The organism is Paenibacillus sp. FSL R5-0701 (assembly GCF_037973995.1).
Taxonomy (GTDB): domain Bacteria; phylum Bacillota; class Bacilli; order Paenibacillales; family Paenibacillaceae; genus Paenibacillus.
In genome coordinates, this window is sequence record NZ_CP150230.1 from 5,468,394 (window position 1) to 5,486,274 (window position 17,881).

Sequence of the window (17,881 nt, forward strand, 5' to 3'; positions counted from 1 at the left end):
ATTCATTCATTTTTTATCATCTTTTGGACTTACATACACTTTGCCATTGTGATCGATGGAGCATATAAATACATCTTTGAAATCCAAAATGCCATTATGCTGGATCTGATTTTTTAGCCAAAATCTCGTTTTTTGGATGAGCTCCAGATTCTGATCCTGGACTTTACCATCCATTATCAGAGGCAACGGCAGACCTTCATATTTGATATTTGGAAATCCATCTATTTGGTTTTTTCCTGTTTTGGATTTGCTGGAAGAAGACTCTTCTGAGTCAGAATCAGAAGAACTGTTACTGCTGCCATTAGAAGCATTTTGATCTTTAGGAAAAACAGTCAGCTTACCTGTGGTCTCCAATATTGCGAAATCAACCTCACCAATACTATCTACATTTTGTTCTCGGAGCTGTAATAACAGATCATCCAGGTTATATCGCTGTTTGCGCATCTCATCCCGATGAAGAACGCCTTTGGAGATCAATACGGTAGGTTTGCCATCAATCATCAAACGGAGTCTCCGACTCTTCAAACCGACAAAGGCCATTCCGATTTGCACGATGATAACCGTCAACATAGGTGCAATGCCATGAGACAAAGGTTTATCTATATCTTCAATCACAAAGGCAGCCATCTCAGCGAGCATAATTGAGACGACCAGATCAAACATGGATAACTTACCTATCTCGCGTTTGCCCATAACCCGGATAGCACAATACACAAGGAAGTACATGAGAATGGTTCGAAAGATATGTGATCCGACATCTGGGAAGTTCACAACAGGGGTCCTCCTTCGAAACTGAGTTTTTTACAGTTAGCTGTAGTGCAATCCCTATTTTGACCTGAACCTTATATGCTCATGCAGAAATAATCCGTTCATTTAATGGAAATTCAGTTCATAAGTCCAAAGGCTTGACCATACACTGTATTAACTTATAACTTGTACAAGGGGGTTGCTTCATGCAATTGATCCGCCGCTTGGTTTCGTTTCGAGTGTCCAATCCGATTCTGTCAGGCCTCTGTCAGGCTTTTGTATGGATGTTTATCGGGGCATTAATACTCTCTTTGTTTCTCTGGATGAGCGGAATGCGGGAACAGGACCTCTCACTCTATACCTATGTTGTTCATGGCTTGTCATTATTGGTTGGTGGTTTTGTGGCAGGCAAACGTTCTGGTGAAAAAGGATGGTACTACGGAGGCATTACCGGAATTGTATATGGACTCCTTGTGCTATTGATCGGATTTCTCGCGCTGGATGCTTCGTTTAATTGGAAGGATAGTTTACAACTGCTTAGCGCATTCTTCATTTCAGCTCTCGGTGGCATGTTCGGTGTTAATACGCATCGCTCCTAGCTGACTGGTAAAGAACATCGACCTTCCCTCATAAATCAAAAAAGAGAACCGGGTCTCCAAGGAGGTCCGGTTCTCTACTAGGGAATGCGCCACAAACGCACCCTCGTTATTCTATGTTACAGTAACTATTCAACAGCCGTGTCACGAGCTACAGCCGTGCTGATTGCATTACGGTCAAACGTAAGCTTAGTTACATCGTTTACACGCAATACAACCACATCGTCCGTAATCTCAGCGATCGTACCGTGAAGGCCACCAATCGTTACAATTTTATCGCCTTTTTTCAATTGGCTCAGCATGGAATTCCGTTGCTTTTGCTTTTTGTTCTGTGGACGAATCATCAAGAAGTAGAAAATTGCAACCATGAGTACCAAAGGTACGATCAAAGATACAATTCCGCCGCCCGCTTGTGCTCCTGCTAGAGTCATTCCCTGAAACATTCAAAACTCCCCCTTATCGACTATACATACAGATATTACTTGTTACGCCAGTTCCCTTAAACCTCAATCAGAAACCTTTGTCATTGTCATGAAGACCATATTGATCGAAAAATTCATCCCGGAAATCAAGCAAACGATCTTCCATAATGGCTTTACGTACATTACGCATCAAATTCTGCAAGAAATGAAGATTATGGATCGTTGTCAAACGCAGGCCAAATGTTTCATCTGCTTTGATCAAATGACGCAGATAAGCTCTGGAATAGTTGCGACAAGTGTAGCAATCACATTCAGGATCTAATGGTCCAAAATCGGTTGCAAACTTGGCATTACGAATTACCAGACGTCCTTGGCTGGTCATCGTTGTTCCGTTACGGGCAATCCGAGTAGGCAGAACACAATCGAACATGTCCACTCCACGAATAGATCCCTCAATCAACGCATCGGGCGAACCTACCCCCATCAAATAACGTGGTTTATTGGACGGCAACAAAGGTAACGTATAATCCAATACACCATACATCAAATGTTTCGGTTCTCCAACACTCAGTCCACCAATAGCATACCCCGGGAAATCCATGGAAGTCAAATCTGCAGCGCTCTGACGGCGAAGATCTTCATGCATGCCTCCCTGTACGATGGCAAACAGACCTTGGTCATGCGGACGAGCGTGACTTTCGAGACAACGTTCTGCCCAGCGGCTTGTTCTTTCGAGTGATTTTTTTACATATTCATATTCAGCCGGATACGGTGGGCATTCATCAAAAGCCATCATAATATCGGAGCCAAGTGCATTCTGGATTTCCATCGCCACTTCAGGAGAAAGGAACTTCTTGTCTCCATTCAGATGAGAACGGAAGTTAACGCCTTCTTCCGTAATTTTGCGCATCTCGCTGAGAGAAAACACTTGGAATCCGCCGCTGTCCGTCAGAATAGGACGGTCCCAGTTCATGAATTTGTGCAGTCCGCCAGCTTCACGGATGATTTCATGTCCTGGTCTCAGAAACAGATGATAGGTATTACTCAAAATAATCTGAGCATCCATTTCTTTCAACTCTTCAGGGCTCATTGTTTTGACAGTCGCCTGTGTACCTACAGGCATAAAGGTTGGTGTCTCAATAACACCGTGAGGTGTATGTACACGTCCCAGACGTGCACCGGATTGTTTGCAAGTTTTGATATGTTCATACGTAATTGCTGCCATTGGTTTTAATCATCCTCTAAAAGTTAATCGTTATACCGTTATACTAATATATCAACATGGCATCGCCGAAGCTGAAGAACCGGTATTTCTCTTGGATGGCTTCCTCATATGCCTGCATAATATGTTCCCTGCCTGCTAGTGCACTAACCAACATAACCAACGTGGATTTCGGGAGATGAAAATTTGTAAGCATCCCATCGATCACTTTGAAGGAATAGCCCGGATAGATAAAAATGCTGGTCCATCCGCTGCTCGCTTGCAGTATGCCATTTTCAAATTTGCTGCCTACCGTTTCCAAAGTCCGGCAGCTCGTTGTCCCAACCGCAAAAACACGGTGTCCATTCTCTTTGGTCTGGTTAATCAGATCTGCCGTTTCTTGTGACAAAGAGTAATACTCCTCATGCATGACATGATCTTCAACAACGTCAACCGACATCGGTCTGAATGTTCCCAGTCCTACATGAAGCGTAATGAAGGCCACATTAACACCTTTCGCACGAATCTGATCCAACAACTCATCCGTAAAATGTAATCCTGCTGTAGGTGCAGCCGCCGATCCTTCATGCTTGGCATACACGGTCTGATACCGTTCGCGGTCATCCAATGTCTCCTTGATATAAGGTGGCAACGGCATCTCACCCAGACGATCCAGAATCTCTTGGAAGATTCCATCATACGTAAACGTAAGTGTACGTGCCCCCATCTCGCCCTCTTCTTCAATGATTGCCTTGAGTTCCTCACCAAATACGATGACTGAACCGGCTTTCAGCTTTTTACCCGGCTTAACCAGTGCTTCCCACTTGTCACCTTCCACATTTTTGAGCAATAACACTTCCGCTTTTGCTCCGGTATCTTCTTTTGTACCGAATAGACGGGCTGGTAGAACACGTGTATCATTCAGAATCAATGTATCGCCGGGATTCAGAAAATCGATGATATCAGGAAACGTTTGATGATTAATCTCACCGCTATCTTTGTTCAAGGTAAGCAAACGGGATGCCGCGCGATCAAGCAACGGCGTCTGTGCTATCAACTGCTCTGGTAATTCAAAATCATATAAGTTCACATTCATTTAGTTTCATTCCTTAACAATAGTCGCATTTTGATAATAGTGTTTCAATATTGCCTGGTAATCATACCCTTCATCTGCCATGCCTTTGGCTCCCCATTGGGACAAGCCCAATCCGTGGCCATTGCCCTGACCGATGAACATGAAGGTCTGACCCTGCGTTACCGCTCTCGCTTGACCATCACCACTCATAACTACAAGTGCATTACCGGATGATGTTCCTGCGCCAGAAGAAGACAATATAGAGGCACCATTTGAGCCGGTTTTACTGGCTGTTTTGCCGTCAGCGCCTAATACAGTATAACTTCCGGTCCCTGCAATATCAAATAAAGTACTCGGTAATCCACCGAGCGCAGAGCGGTATGTATCGGCATATTTCACCGTCATAGCCTGTCCATTGGCAGTGACTTCAAGTGCTCTTCCGGAAGGTCCACGCTTGGTTACTTCCAAGGTTGAGATTGAAGCAGGAACAGATGCTGTTGTTTTGCCCTGAAGGGATTTAACCAACTGGGCAGACGTGAAAGGTCCTCTCACCCAGGCATAATCGTTGGATTGAGCCACTTTTGCCAACACAACAGCTTCGTTCCCTGGATTCATTTTGGCTACAGGTTCCACGGTGGATTGAATTAACGGAACGGAACGCACATTGGTATTCTGAGCCGTTACCGTCACTTTTGCCAGTCCCGCATTGGTCTTGGTCGTTAATTCTTTGATGTTGTCCTCACGAATGTACCCGCTAACGCCTGAACTGAGCAGCACATGGTACCACATATGTAATCCTGCCTGGGCTGATGCATCACCCGAGCTAACTACATTGGTGAAAACACCTGCTCCACCGTTCCATACCTCAGAAGGATGAGCCGTCTGGCCACCCGCATTGGAGGAGAACACAGCTTCGATGATTTTACCACCGCTCTTGACCACTTCTCCAGTAGTTGCATCCACTGCGCTGGTTACTTTATCGTTCTCCGAACCAATCCCGTTATAGGCTTGGCTGAGCGTTGTATCCACGACATTGGCAATTTTGAAACGTTCACCCTGTTGAAGCGCGTAGGATCGAGCCGCTACAGCTTGAACTTTCAGAGCCTCAGCAGGCCAGGAGGAATACACCTCTGCCCCAACGACAGAGTACAGATATTGCTCCAGTGGAACGACATTGACCAACGCCAGATCACCACTTACGATGCTGATTTCCATATCTCCACGATACGTTCGCTGGGAACGTTCCACTACTTTGATGCCATTGTCATTCCCTTGTACCAATGCTTTGGATTCAGTACCTGCAATGGTGTAATGCGGAGCTGTTTTCAGTGCATCCGTACTTAATCCAGCATCCTGACGGATGATGAGCCCTGCACTATTGTTGACAGGTGAAAGGCTTACCCCTGGAGCTTTGGCTTCCACACTGTTCTTCAATGCGGTTAATTCCGCATCCGTTGAAGCTTCACCCACCCATACCGCATAGGCTTGGCTTCCTCCACTCAGTTGAAGGACTGGATAGGCACTACTAACCCCTGCTGATAAAAGGTTGGCTTGTGCTGCCTCTGCTTCCTGAATCGAACCATAGGTTCCAGCAGACAGGCGTTTACTTCCCGTTACAGCTGGCTTTTGACCAGCCAATTGAGCTGCTGCTACCTTTTGTACTCGTGTAACAGCTTGTCCAGCCAGTGCCTCCGTTGCATAGTTGCCTGTGTAGAGCTGGTAAATGGCATTTCCATTCACAGACGTTGTGAACAGCAACGGTTTATCCGCGGTTGCCTGCAACAGTTTTGCTGCTGCAGATGCTGTCTTGAAATCCGCTGTCTCCAACACTTTCACTCGAAATCCGTCTGCGCTGAAACGGACCTGCCCTGCAGGAAGGCTTACATTTGCGCCACTCTCCGATTGGATGCTCCATTTTTCTGTAGATTCAAGCGTAATGAGTGGTGTAGTTGATTTATACGTACTACCCAGATTTGCAAACATGGCTACCCGGATCGTTTGTCCATCATTTCCTGCTGCATAAGCAGGCACTTGCAGGCAACCCACTGTCAAAAGAGCTGCCGCCAGTACCTTCAATCGACGACTCCACTTCTTCGTTCGTATTGCTTTTCCCACAATCAGACTCCTCTCCATGCATTTCCTTCACTTTTATATCGGGTTAACGTGATTATTTCAATGTTTATGATGAATGTTCAAATGAGCATGTTCAACAGGTTCGATTATTTACCGTCTCTTGGTGGAACAGGTAGACCCAAATGATGATAGGCGAGATCTGTTACGATCCTGCCCCTTGGTGTACGCTGAATCATACCAATCTGAAGCAGATACGGTTCATAGACATCCTCTATCGTCTGACTTTCTTCACCAATCGTAGCAGCAATGGTATCCAGCCCTACCGGGCCTCCCCGGAAGCTGTTGATCATCGATTTGAGCATTTTGTGATCAATCTCATCCAGGCCACGCGGATCAATCTGGAGACGTTGCAGTGCTTCTTCCGCCAGTGTCTGCGTAATAATCCCGTCACCACGCACCTGTGCAAAGTCGCGTACTCGTTTTAACAAACGGTTGGCGATCCTCGGTGTCCCACGTGAGCGCAATGCAATCTCTTGCGCAGCATCTCCCACAATCTCCACACCCAAAATTTCGGTAGAGCGTGAGACGATATAAGCCAGCTCATCAACCGTGTAGAATTCCAATCGACTGATAACACCAAATCGGTCTCGAAGTGGAGCAGACAGCAAGCCAGCACGCGTTGTAGCCCCAATTAGAGTGAATGATGGCAGATCCAGCCGAACGGAACGTGCACTTGGACCTTTACCAATCATAATATCCAATGCCGAATCCTCCATAGCCGGGTACATGACTTCTTCAACCGTACGATGCAAACGATGAATCTCATCAATAAACAAGACATCACCTTCCTGCAGATTGGTTAACAATGCTGCAAGATCACCCGGGCGTTCAATAGCCGGGCCTGACGTGGTTCGTAAATTAACACCCAATTCGTTGGCAATAATATTGGCAAGTGTTGTTTTACCAAGTCCAGGTGGTCCATATAACAAAACGTGATCCAATGCCTCATTACGAAATTTGGCAGCTTCAATATATATCTTTAAATTTTCCTTCACCTGATTCTGCCCGATATACTCATTCAGATACCGGGGACGAAGACTCAACTCAACATTTTGGTCCTCCATCATCAGGTTCGCGGAAATAATTCGGTCATCCATGTTCATCCCTACCTTTTTTTGCAGGCTACAGCTATATTATAATATGCAATTTGTATTATCCCGTAAACAGCATTTGCAGCGCCTTTTTCATCAACACATCAACGGAATCTGCTGTAGTAACATCCTTTTTCAATTTGAGCCACACTTTATCAAGCTCACTGTCAGTATACCCAAGTGCCTTGAGACCTTCACGTGCCTCATCCCAGGCTGAACCACTTCCCGACTCTTCCGATGGAGGAGCGAACAAACCTGTTGCGTACGCTGCCGCGCCAAAACTATCCAGCTTATCCTTAAGATCCAGAATCATGCGTTGAGCAGTCTTCTTGCCGATGCCTGGCAATTTGGTCAAGAACGTAAGATTCTCCTGATAAATCGCCGTAACCACATGTTCTGGTGTACCTCCAGCGAGTATGCCCAGAGCTACTTTTGGACCGATACCGGATACTTCAATCAGTTTACGGAACAAACGTTGCTCATCCCGTGTAACAAATCCAAACAGCAACATCGCATCCTCACGCACATGATGGTGAGTGTACACGGTAATTTCACCTTCTTGCTTCGCAAACGCAAATGGATTTGGACAGAATACGCGATAACCTACACCATGAACATCCAGCACAATATAATCATTCTCTACATGAATGAACTGTCCTCTTAGAAAATCAATCATTTTCGCAATACCTCATTCAACTTGGAATTTAATGTATAAGAGTGTGCGTGGCACACGGCTACAGCCAATGCATCCGCTACGTCATCCGGCTTAGGAACGACCTGAAGACGCAAGAACATTTTGACCATTTCCTGTACTTGCTTCTTCTCTGCTTTACCGTACCCCACAACAGCCTGCTTGATCTGCATTGGCGTATACTCTGCAATAGGCAGACCCTTCTGTGCGGCAGCGAGTACCATAACTCCTCTAGCCTGACTCACAGACATCGCTGTTGTAACGTTCCGATTGAAAAAAAGTTTCTCCAGCGCTACTGCGTCCGGTTTGTATTTATCAATCAATTGCACCATACCTTCATATACGTGAAGCAATCGTTCCTCTTCAGGGGTATGAGCTTCCGTCTGAATACATCCATATTGTACGGGTACCACCTTACTGCCGATTTTATCCACAAAACCAAAACCAACAATCGCAATCCCCGGGTCAATTCCCAAAAAACGCAAAACCATCTCTCCCTCACAAAAGCGAACATATGTATCGTTCATTTCATTATAACAAAAGATAGACCCTGCGGCAGGAAAAACTTTGTCTAACTGACTACTCGTCTTTATTCGCGGATTTTTTACATGTTTATGCGTATTTTCATGTATTTCAGTTCAAACGACAAAAAGGACATCTCTTCGATGTCCTTCACCACATTCCACGTATTTTGGATTCTATCGCTTGGTTACGTAAACCACGAATGTTATTGCTATTGCCACCATCGTTTCAGTAATTCACAATCTTAATACTGTAGGTGAGGGCGTTTGGATTACCCGCCATTGCGGATTAAATGGTGATCTTCATCCACGGCATAGTCACTGAAGGTGGAGATTACGCTATCATACTCATCCTTATCCTGAATCCGAATACCCTGCTGAAGTTGCTCCAGCACCCCATCAGGCAAAGAACTCTCCAACGTCCCAACATCCAACTGAAAGAACGTACGAATAACCTTCTCTTCTGCAGGTTTGCCCTCGTACAAATTAAGGTTCCCTACAGCATCAATGCTGATATAAGCCTGTTGTTTACATAGCGGTGAAAGGTCATCTACACGTTGCTTCAAATGCAACTCATCTGATGTTCCAACGGTAGCATCCCATTCCGGATGTTGAGCTAGTAGCATTTTCAACTGCGGTCTAGCCATCTTGCCTAACTGCTCTGTCTCCACTCCGCAGATGTACTGTATCTCCAAAACCACACTCGTTAAATGATCCGGATCAGAATCAAGTTGCTCTACTAACGCCTGAATCTCCTGTTCTGATCTTGTTTCCTGCGTAACAGGGCCCATCACACTGGTTGCCTCACTAAAATTAGTTGTCAATAAACGCTCTATGGCCGATGAGATAGACAACCCACTGTAAGCCAATATCGTAACTGCAAGTAAAGCCGCCGTCATCCATACTGTTCGTTTCCACCGTCGCCAGCGTCTCTTGAATTGTTTTCTGAAGTTAAACGTGTTCACATGAACCCCTTCTATCACTTTTTAAACCTATTGTGACCTAAAGAACGAGGCTTTATGCACAACTAACTTGTCGTCTGAAGAAGGATCACGCATGTGATAGCTTAGAGAATTTGTCATAGTGAATACCGGAACCTGCATTTATAGAATCTTATATATAGATAAATAAAAAAAACACTATCTAATTATAGATAATGTTTTTAGAGATCGGGATGACACGATTTGAACATGCGACCCCCTGGTCCCAAACCAGGTGCTCTACCAAGCTGAGCTACATCCCGTTATATATACCGGCGAGAGGACTCGAACCTCCACGGTTTCCCACTCGATTTTGAGTCGAGCGCGTCTGCCATTCCGCCACGCCGGCAAATTTGAAGTTATAATGGCGCGCCCTGAGAGATTCGAACTCCCGGCCTTTTGATTCGTAGTCAAACGCTCTATCCAGCTGAGCTAAGGGCGCAAATATTGGAGCGGAAGACGGGAATCGAACCCGCGACCCTCGCCTTGGCAAGGCGATGCTCTACCGCTGAGCCACTTCCGCATACGGTATTATTAATATAAAAATGGCGGAACCGACGGGATTCGAACCCGCGATCTCCTGCGTGACAGGCAGGCATGTTAGGCCAACTACACCACGGTTCCAGATCACTTTCTCAAAGGAAAGTATAATTGCGGGGGCAGGATTTGAACCTGCGGCCTTCGGGTTATGAGCCCGACGAGCTACCGGGCTGCTCCACCCCGCGTCGTTATAAAGTTTATATGGTGGAGGCTGAGGGGATCGAACCCCCGACCCTCTGCTTGTAAGGCAGATGCTCTCCCAGCTGAGCTAAGCCTCCATAATATGACCCGTAGGGGATACTCTCACTTCGTTCGAGACTGCGAAGCAGTTGCTAACGAGGTATATCCTCCGACGAACCTTTGGGATTCTCATCCCTTGTTAAAGCTATAAATATAGCTATGACCCGTAGGGGATTCGAACCCCTGTTACCTCCGTGAAAGGGAGGTGTCTTAACCCCTTGACCAACGGGCCTTACTGGCTCCCCGAACAGGGCTCGAACCTGTGACAACTCGATTAACAGTCGAGTGCTCTACCAACTGAGCTATCAGGGAATAATATGCATTTGCACTGCAAATGCAATTCATCGTACAACATCAACATGCAGAGCCTGTTTTCTATGTATGATGAAAGAGTTCGCTTGGCGGCGTCCTACTCTCCCAGGACCCTGCGGTCCAAGTACCATCGGCGCTAGAGGGCTTAACGGTCGTGTTCGGGATGGGTACGTGTGGAACCCCTCCGCCATCGCCACCAAACGCATAGCTTAGCTTACATTCAGAGATCGTTCTCTGAAAACTAGATTCGAAACGAAACATGCGAATTACAACTTGCTATTGGATAAGCCCTCGACCGATTAGTACTGGTCAGCTCCATGCATTGCTGCACTTCCACCCCCAGCCTATCTACCTCGTCGTCTTCAAGGGGTCTTACATACTGGGAAATCTCATCTTGAGGGGGGCTTCACGCTTAGATGCTTTCAGCGTTTATCCCGTCCGTACATAGCTACCCAGCGGTGCTCCTGGCGGAACAACTGGTACACCAGCGGTACGTCCATCCCGGTCCTCTCGTACTAAGGACAGCTCCTCTCAAATTTCCTACGCCCACGACAGATAGGGACCGAACTGTCTCACGACGTTCTGAACCCAGCTCGCGTACCGCTTTAATGGGCGAACAGCCCAACCCTTGGGACCTACTTCAGCCCCAGGATGCGATGAGCCGACATCGAGGTGCCAAACCTCCCCGTCGATGTGGACTCTTGGGGGAGATAAGCCTGTTATCCCCAGGGTAGCTTTTATCCGTTGAGCGATGGCCCTTCCATGCGGTACCACCGGATCACTAAGCCCGACTTTCGTCCCTGCTCGACTTGTAGGTCTCGCAGTCAAGCTCCCTTATGCCTTTGCACTCTTCGAATGATTTCCAACCATTCTGAGGGAACCTTTGGGCGCCTCCGTTACTCTTTAGGAGGCGACCGCCCCAGTCAAACTGCCCACCTGACACTGTCCCCGCACCGGATTACGGTACCAGGTTAGAACCTAGATACGATCAGGGTGGTATCCCAACGTTGCCTCCATGCAAGCTGGCGCTCACACTTCAAAGGCTCCCACCTATCCTGTACAGATCGTACCCAAATTCAATATCAAGCTGCAGTAAAGCTCCATGGGGTCTTTCCGTCTTGTCGCGGGTAACCTGCATCTTCACAGGTATTAAAATTTCACCGGATCTCTCGTTGAGACAGCGCCCAAGTCGTTACGCCATTCGTGCGGGTCAGAATTTACCTGACAAGGAATTTCGCTACCTTAGGACCGTTATAGTTACGGCCGCCGTTTACTGGGGCTTCGGTTCACAGCTTCGGGATTACTCCCTAACCACTCCCCTTAACCTTCCAGCACCGGGCAGGCGTCAGCCCGTATACTTCGCCTTACGGCTTCGCACAGACCTGTGTTTTTGCTAAACAGTCGCTTGGGCCTTTTCACTGCGGCCCCCTCGTGCTATTCACACTACCGGGGCACCCCTTCTCCCGAAGTTACGGGGTCATTTTGCCGAGTTCCTTAACGAGAGTTCTTCCGCGCGCCTTAGAATACTCTTCTCGCCTACCTGTGTCGGTTTGCGGTACGGGCACCATCACCTGGCTAGAGGCTTTTCTTGGCAGTGTGAGATCATGACCTTCGCTACTATAATTTTCGCTCCCCATCACAGCTCAGCCTTACAATGTGCGGATTTGCCTACACATCAGCCTCACTGCTTAGACGGACATCCATCAGTCCGCGTCACTACCCTACTGCGTCCCCCCATTGCTCATAACGGCTTACGGTGGTACAGGAATTTCGACCTGTTGTCCTTCGACTACGCCTTTCGGCCTCGCCTTAGGTCCCGACTTACCCTGAGCGGACGAGCCTTCCTCAGGAACCCTTAGGCTTTCGGCGGATCAGATTCTCACTGATCTTTTCGTTACTCATACCGGCATTCTCACTTGTATAATGTCCAGCGCTCCTTACGGTACACCTTCAACCCTTATACAACGCTCCCCTACCCCTGATGCAAAGCATCAAGCCATAGCTTCGGTGGTGTGTTTAGCCCCGTTACATTTTCGGCGCAGAGTCACTCGACCAGTGAGCTATTACGCACTCTTTCAATGATGGCTGCTTCTAAGCCAACATCCTGGTTGTCTGTGCAACTCCACATCCTTTCCCACTTAACACACACTTGGGGACCTTAGCTGATGGTCTGGGCTGTTTCCCTTTTGACAATGGATCTTAGCACTCACTGTCTGACTCCCGGAAGTAAGTCTATGGCATTCGGAGTTTGACTGAGCTTGGTAACCCTTGCGGGCCCCGCACCCAATCAGTGCTCTACCTCCACGACTCTGTTTTCCGAGGCTAGCCCTAAAGCTATTTCGGGGAGAACCAGCTATCTCCGAGTTCGATTGGAATTTCTCCGCTACCCCCACCTCATCCCCGCATTTTTCAACATGCGTGGGTTCGGGCCTCCAGTGCGTGTTACCGCACCTTCACCCTGGACAGGGGTAGATCACCCGGTTTCGGGTCTACGTCCACGTACTAAGTCGCCCTATTCAGACTCGCTTTCGCTGCGGCTCCGGCTCTTCACCTTAACCTTGCACGGGAACGTAACTCGCCGGTTCATTCTACAAAAGGCACGCCATCACCCCTAAAACGGGCTCTGACTTTTTGTAAGCACACGGTTTCAGGTTCTATTTCACTCCCCTTCCGGGGTGCTTTTCACCTTTCCCTCACGGTACTGCTTCACTATCGGTCGCTAGGAAGTATTTAGCCTTGGCAGATGGTCCTGCCGGATTCATACGGGGTTTCACGTGCCCCGCACTACTCGGGATCCGTCTCGGAGGGAACCAACTTTCAACTACAGGGCTTTTACCTTCTTTGGCGGGCCTTTCCAGACCTCTTCGCTTAACCGGTTCCTTTGTAACTCCATGTGAGACGTCCCACAACCCCAAAGAGCAAGCTCTCTGGTTTGGGCTTCTCCGCGTTCGCTCGCCGCTACTGACGGAATCACTATTGTTTTCTCTTCCTCAGGGTACTTAGATGTTTCAGTTCCCCTGGTATGCCTCTACACAACCTATGTATTCAGTTGTGAGTAACTGGAAATTACCCCAGCTGGGTTTCCCCATTCGGACACCCCCGGATCAAAGCTTGCTTACAGCTCCCCGAGGCAGTTTCGTTGTTCGCCACGTCCTTCATCGGCTCCTAGCGCCTAGGCATCCTCCGTGTGCTCTTAGTAGCTTAACCTCGTGCTCCGGTTTCGACTGCTCGCTTCCCTTGTTTTGCTTGTGCAAAGCCAAAAGTCGCTCTCACCCGATACCATCGTACGTGCAATCTACCGTTTTTATTTAAACTTGTTTAACACAAGTTCAGCTAAAAAGGAATGTTCTAATTCGCGTTTGTTTCGTTTCGATATCTAGTTTTCAAAGAACAAGCTCCATGCAAAAGCAAGCTGTTTGAGAGTTTGAGCTCTCAAAACTGAGCAACGAGTGAGTAACTAGCCGACCTGGCTAGATTTTGTATTTGAATGTTTCCGTTGCAGGAAACGATTCTCCATAGAAAGGAGGTGATCCAGCCGCACCTTCCGATACGGCTACCTTGTTACGACTTCACCCCAATCATCTATCCCACCTTCGGCGGCTGGCTCCTTGCGGTTACCCCACCGACTTCGGGTGTTATAAACTCTCGTGGTGTGACGGGCGGTGTGTACAAGACCCGGGAACGTATTCACCGCGGCATGCTGATCCGCGATTACTAGCAATTCCGACTTCATGCAGGCGAGTTGCAGCCTGCAATCCGAACTGAGACCGGCTTTGTTGGGATTGGCTCCATCTCGCGATTTCGCAGCCCGTTGTACCGGCCATTGTAGTACGTGTGTAGCCCAGGTCATAAGGGGCATGATGATTTGACGTCATCCCCACCTTCCTCCGGTTTGTCACCGGCAGTCTATCTAGAGTGCCCACCCGAAGTGCTGGCAACTAAATATAAGGGTTGCGCTCGTTGCGGGACTTAACCCAACATCTCACGACACGAGCTGACGACAACCATGCACCACCTGTCTCCTCTGTCCCGAAGGAAAGATACATCTCTGTACCGGTCAGAGGGATGTCAAGACCTGGTAAGGTTCTTCGCGTTGCTTCGAATTAAACCACATACTCCACTGCTTGTGCGGGTCCCCGTCAATTCCTTTGAGTTTCAGTCTTGCGACCGTACTCCCCAGGCGGAGTGCTTAATGTGTTAACTTCGGCACCAAGGGTATCGAAACCCCTAACACCTAGCACTCATCGTTTACGGCGTGGACTACCAGGGTATCTAATCCTGTTTGCTCCCCACGCTTTCGCGCCTCAGCGTCAGTTACAGCCCAGAGAGTCGCCTTCGCCACTGGTGTTCCTCCACATATCTACGCATTTCACCGCTACACGTGGAATTCCACTCTCCTCTTCTGCACTCAAGTCACCCAGTTTCCAGTGCGATCCGGGGTTGAGCCCCGGGATTAAACACCAGACTTAAATGACCGCCTGCGCGCGCTTTACGCCCAATAATTCCGGACAACGCTTGCCCCCTACGTATTACCGCGGCTGCTGGCACGTAGTTAGCCGGGGCTTTCTTCTCAGGTACCGTCACCTTGAGAGCAGTTACTCTCCCAAGCGTTCTTCCCTGGCAACAGAGCTTTACGATCCGAAAACCTTCATCACTCACGCGGCATTGCTCCGTCAGGCTTTCGCCCATTGCGGAAGATTCCCTACTGCTGCCTCCCGTAGGAGTCTGGGCCGTGTCTCAGTCCCAGTGTGGCCGATCACCCTCTCAGGTCGGCTACGCATCGTCGCCTTGGTGAGCCGTTACCCCACCAACTAGCTAATGCGCCGCAGGCCCATCCCCAAGTGACAGATTGCTCCGTCTTTCCAGTTTCCTTCAGGCGAAGAAAACAACTATTCGGTATTAGCTACCGTTTCCGGTAGTTGTCCCAAACTTGAGGGCAGGTTGCCTACGTGTTACTCACCCGTCCGCCGCTAAGTATCAAGGAAGCAAGCTTCCTATCAACTCCGCTCGACTTGCATGTATTAGGCATGCCGCCAGCGTTCGTCCTGAGCCAGGATCAAACTCTCCAATAAAGTATTGAAAAGAGCGATAAGCTCATTTTGAATCTGACGAGATTAAAAATCTCATTTGTGCTCCAGTCGATTCAAGCCAAGGCTTGTCTCTAACTTTCGCGTTCATTCTGCAAGCAGAATGTTTACTCACTCGTTGTTCAGTTTTCAAAGATCAAACTTGTTTCATTATCTCTTGTGTTTCCCGTGTCAGCCGTGTGTTTCAGCGGCGACTTAAATAATATATCATACGGCTGAATGTAATGCAACAGTTTTTTTCATTTCTTTTCTTTAGTAGTTTTGCATTAGCTAAAGCTACCATATCCGTTCCCTATCTTGTCCTATCATAATAGCTTACGCTCATAGGGTACAAATATTTTAACACATTTATGAAAGGGTTTACAACAACTTCTCAAAAAAATGCTCTTTATCATTTCCAGAACAGCTGTATCTCCGTAATGCGAAACTCAATGTTTATTAAGGAAAGCGGGAAGCCTCTCTCCATTACAGAGCAGACTTCCCACTAAATAAAACATGCACCTGACTTTTTCATCAATCGCAATCCGCGCTAGGTTAGTTTTGTATCCATGGATTACGACGCTTTTTATCGGATTTCCGTTGGTTAGAAGGAGCTGCACCCTCTCTGGATGTTTTCCCGGACACGGATACTTTGGATTTATTCTTCAGAGGAGCCTTGGTTGTTCTGCGTTTTGCAGCTGCCAGCTTATTCCCTGCTTGCTTGGACTTCCCTTCCGAATCTGATCCAACCTCTTCAATTGCTACCTGACTTAAGTTAGCGTCTTCACGCCCCCCTTTTTTACCACCCTTTCCTTGCCCATGAGGAGGATACATTTCACCAAATGCTCCAAGCGGAGACGGCGGAACCATGTTCTGAGTAGGATACGGATTCTGATAAGCATACTCAATAGGCTGGTTTGGCATCGTGGATGTGGACATTTCAGGCGGCATACCGTACGAAGGACCATACATATTCCAAGCCGGATCCTGATAACCATGAGAAGGATAAGTATACTGAGGCATATGTGTATGTGAGCCACATCCGCATGGAGGGTACGGAAGCATTGAGTATGGAGATATGAAAGGCGGCTGATGATTCATATGACCAGGTGCTGCATACGTCGGAAATGGACTATTCACTTCGGCAGCTGGCGCAATCGGAAATGAGTTGTTTTGCATTGCTGCGGACAGATTCGGCATAACGTTATTGTGGTTATAACCCTGTTCCGCACCAGTCCACGGACTGTTTGGCAGATCACTGCTACTATAAGGACTAACTTCCGGAATCCCCGGAAACGACGTATTGTTACTCGCTCCTGCCGTGTACATGTCTTGCTGCGCACCATACACCTCTTGTGCAGGAACCGGGATTTGAACATAAGGGTGTTCGGCTGGCGCATGATGCAACTTATTACCACAACCACAAGGCTTTTTCGTTGCTGGTGCAACCTCAGTTGGAGACTTTGTATTAGGCATTACAGGCAAAGGCGTAATTTCAGGCGAAAGATTAGGCATTGTATATTTCTTGGATTCTGCTACCGGTTTTACATGAACTTCGGTTTTAACCTCTTCTTTTTTGTGCGTTTCCTTTTCCGGCTTCACTTCAGGAAGCTCTGGTAACTGCGGCAGTACCTCCAGTTCCGGCATTACATTCGGCATTACCGGATTGGCAGGTGGTGGAGCAGGCACCGGGACCGGAACAGGAACCTCTGCTACCGGGGCAGGGGGAGTTGGCGTAACTGGAGCCGGGGGCTCCGGTTCTTTGACTCCCGTATATTCCTTACCTTCAGGTGACAACTTTTCATGAGCAGCAATGTTGCCGGCACCCGGATTAGATGTGCTGTTTCCTTGTGCGTGCATAGATGGAATGTAAACTGTCTCCCCCACCAGCAGAGCGTTCGGATTTTTCAACTGTGGATTGGCATTGACCATATCTTTTAAAGGAACTCCCCAGGCTTGTGCCAACTTCCATAACGAATCTCCTTGCTGCACCTTGTGACTGTGGAGCACACCCTCCGGCTTCGGTGTTACTGGCTCTGCAGGGATTTTGACCTTCATGCCAATATCCAGCTTGTCGGGATTTGTGATTTGCGGATTAGCCGCGATCAATTTGTCCAGCGCTACATTGTATTTTTGGGACAGCAGATATAATGTGTCGCCTTTTTTCACCATGTGTATTTTCACAGGGAACTAACCTCCTAGACGTCATACTTGGGCAGTACATTCGCCCATACCGTTACTACATCCTATGCAGAAACCGGGCTAA

The 17,881-nt window shown here is 47.9% G+C and carries 11 protein-coding genes, 9 tRNA genes and 3 rRNA genes; 1 reads left to right on the forward strand and 22 read right to left on the reverse strand.

Going from position 1 to position 17,881, the window contains the following annotated elements; translation table 11 throughout:
- Positions 1-6: 6 nt before the first annotated feature.
- Entirely contained in the window at positions 7-771 is a 765-nt protein-coding gene (locus MKZ13_RS24130; protein ID WP_339178837.1) for a DUF421 domain-containing protein, read from the reverse strand.
- A gap of 182 nt (positions 772-953) precedes the next feature.
- Between MKZ13_RS24130 and MKZ13_RS24135 the strand changes: the two genes are divergently transcribed.
- On the forward strand, positions 954-1,346 hold the full coding sequence (locus MKZ13_RS24135) for a TIGR04086 family membrane protein (RefSeq protein ID WP_017686772.1): 393 nt from the start codon (positions 954-956) through the stop codon (positions 1,344-1,346).
- A gap of 125 nt (positions 1,347-1,471) precedes the next feature.
- On the opposite strand, the gene yajC is transcribed toward MKZ13_RS24135, so the two are convergent.
- From yajC to MKZ13_RS24240, 21 genes are all read right to left on the reverse strand, one after another.
- Positions 1,472-1,786, reverse strand: a complete 315-nt coding sequence (gene yajC / locus MKZ13_RS24140) for a preprotein translocase subunit YajC (protein ID WP_145324035.1) — start codon at positions 1,784-1,786, stop codon at positions 1,472-1,474.
- 67 nt (positions 1,787-1,853) lie between these two features.
- Positions 1,854-2,990 carry a tRNA guanosine(34) transglycosylase Tgt gene (tgt, locus tag MKZ13_RS24145; protein ID WP_076212514.1) on the reverse strand — a complete coding sequence of 379 codons (1,137 nt, stop codon included), beginning with the start codon at positions 2,988-2,990 and terminating at the stop codon, positions 1,854-1,856.
- Positions 2,991-3,033: 43 nt separating this feature from the next.
- Positions 3,034-4,062, reverse strand: a complete 1,029-nt coding sequence (gene queA, locus MKZ13_RS24150; protein ID WP_221824766.1) for a tRNA preQ1(34) S-adenosylmethionine ribosyltransferase-isomerase QueA — start codon at positions 4,060-4,062, stop codon at positions 3,034-3,036.
- A gap of 6 nt (positions 4,063-4,068) precedes the next feature.
- Positions 4,069-6,156, reverse strand: coding sequence for a SpoIID/LytB domain-containing protein (locus MKZ13_RS24155; RefSeq protein WP_339178841.1), 2,088 nt, complete (start codon positions 6,154-6,156; stop codon positions 4,069-4,071).
- A 104-nt stretch (positions 6,157-6,260) separates the two neighbouring features.
- Entirely contained in the window at positions 6,261-7,271 is a 1,011-nt protein-coding gene (gene ruvB, locus MKZ13_RS24160; RefSeq protein WP_221824768.1) for a Holliday junction branch migration DNA helicase RuvB, read from the reverse strand.
- Between the two features lie 55 nt (positions 7,272-7,326).
- Entirely contained in the window at positions 7,327-7,941 is a 615-nt protein-coding gene (ruvA, locus tag MKZ13_RS24165) for a Holliday junction branch migration protein RuvA (RefSeq protein WP_036616866.1), read from the reverse strand.
- Entirely contained in the window at positions 7,938-8,441 is a 504-nt protein-coding gene (gene ruvC / locus MKZ13_RS24170) for a crossover junction endodeoxyribonuclease RuvC (RefSeq protein ID WP_017686765.1), read from the reverse strand. The genes ruvA and ruvC overlap by 4 nt, the downstream gene beginning before the upstream one ends.
- A gap of 308 nt (positions 8,442-8,749) precedes the next feature.
- On the reverse strand, positions 8,750-9,442 hold the full coding sequence (locus MKZ13_RS24175) for a BofC C-terminal domain-containing protein (RefSeq protein WP_221824769.1): 693 nt from the start codon (positions 9,440-9,442) through the stop codon (positions 8,750-8,752).
- 204 nt (positions 9,443-9,646) lie between these two features.
- Positions 9,647-9,720: transfer RNA gene (locus tag MKZ13_RS24180), tRNA-Pro, on the reverse strand.
- Positions 9,721-9,727: 7 nt separating this feature from the next.
- Positions 9,728-9,806 (reverse strand) — tRNA-Leu (locus MKZ13_RS24185).
- 16 nt (positions 9,807-9,822) lie between these two features.
- Positions 9,823-9,899: transfer RNA gene (locus MKZ13_RS24190), tRNA-Arg, on the reverse strand.
- Positions 9,900-9,905: 6 nt separating this feature from the next.
- Positions 9,906-9,980, reverse strand: a tRNA-Gly gene (locus tag MKZ13_RS24195).
- A 23-nt stretch (positions 9,981-10,003) separates the two neighbouring features.
- Positions 10,004-10,081, reverse strand: a tRNA-Asp gene (locus MKZ13_RS24200).
- A 27-nt stretch (positions 10,082-10,108) separates the two neighbouring features.
- A tRNA-Met gene (locus tag MKZ13_RS24205) sits at positions 10,109-10,182 on the reverse strand.
- Positions 10,183-10,199: 17 nt separating this feature from the next.
- Positions 10,200-10,275 (reverse strand) — tRNA-Val (locus MKZ13_RS24210).
- Between the two features lie 122 nt (positions 10,276-10,397).
- A tRNA-Glu gene (locus MKZ13_RS24215) sits at positions 10,398-10,469 on the reverse strand.
- 4 nt (positions 10,470-10,473) lie between these two features.
- A tRNA-Asn gene (locus MKZ13_RS24220) sits at positions 10,474-10,549 on the reverse strand.
- 84 nt (positions 10,550-10,633) lie between these two features.
- Positions 10,634-10,750: ribosomal RNA gene (gene rrf / locus MKZ13_RS24225) — 5S ribosomal RNA — on the reverse strand.
- A 78-nt stretch (positions 10,751-10,828) separates the two neighbouring features.
- Positions 10,829-13,756, reverse strand: a 23S ribosomal RNA gene (locus MKZ13_RS24230).
- Positions 13,757-14,068: 312 nt separating this feature from the next.
- Positions 14,069-15,621, reverse strand: a 16S ribosomal RNA gene (locus MKZ13_RS24235).
- The 16S, 23S and 5S rRNA genes sit together here with 9 tRNA genes alongside, the layout of an rRNA operon.
- A 549-nt stretch (positions 15,622-16,170) precedes the next feature.
- Positions 16,171-17,799, reverse strand: a complete 1,629-nt coding sequence (locus MKZ13_RS24240; protein ID WP_221820853.1) for a LysM domain-containing protein — start codon at positions 17,797-17,799, stop codon at positions 16,171-16,173.
- Positions 17,800-17,881 lie beyond the last annotated feature (82 nt).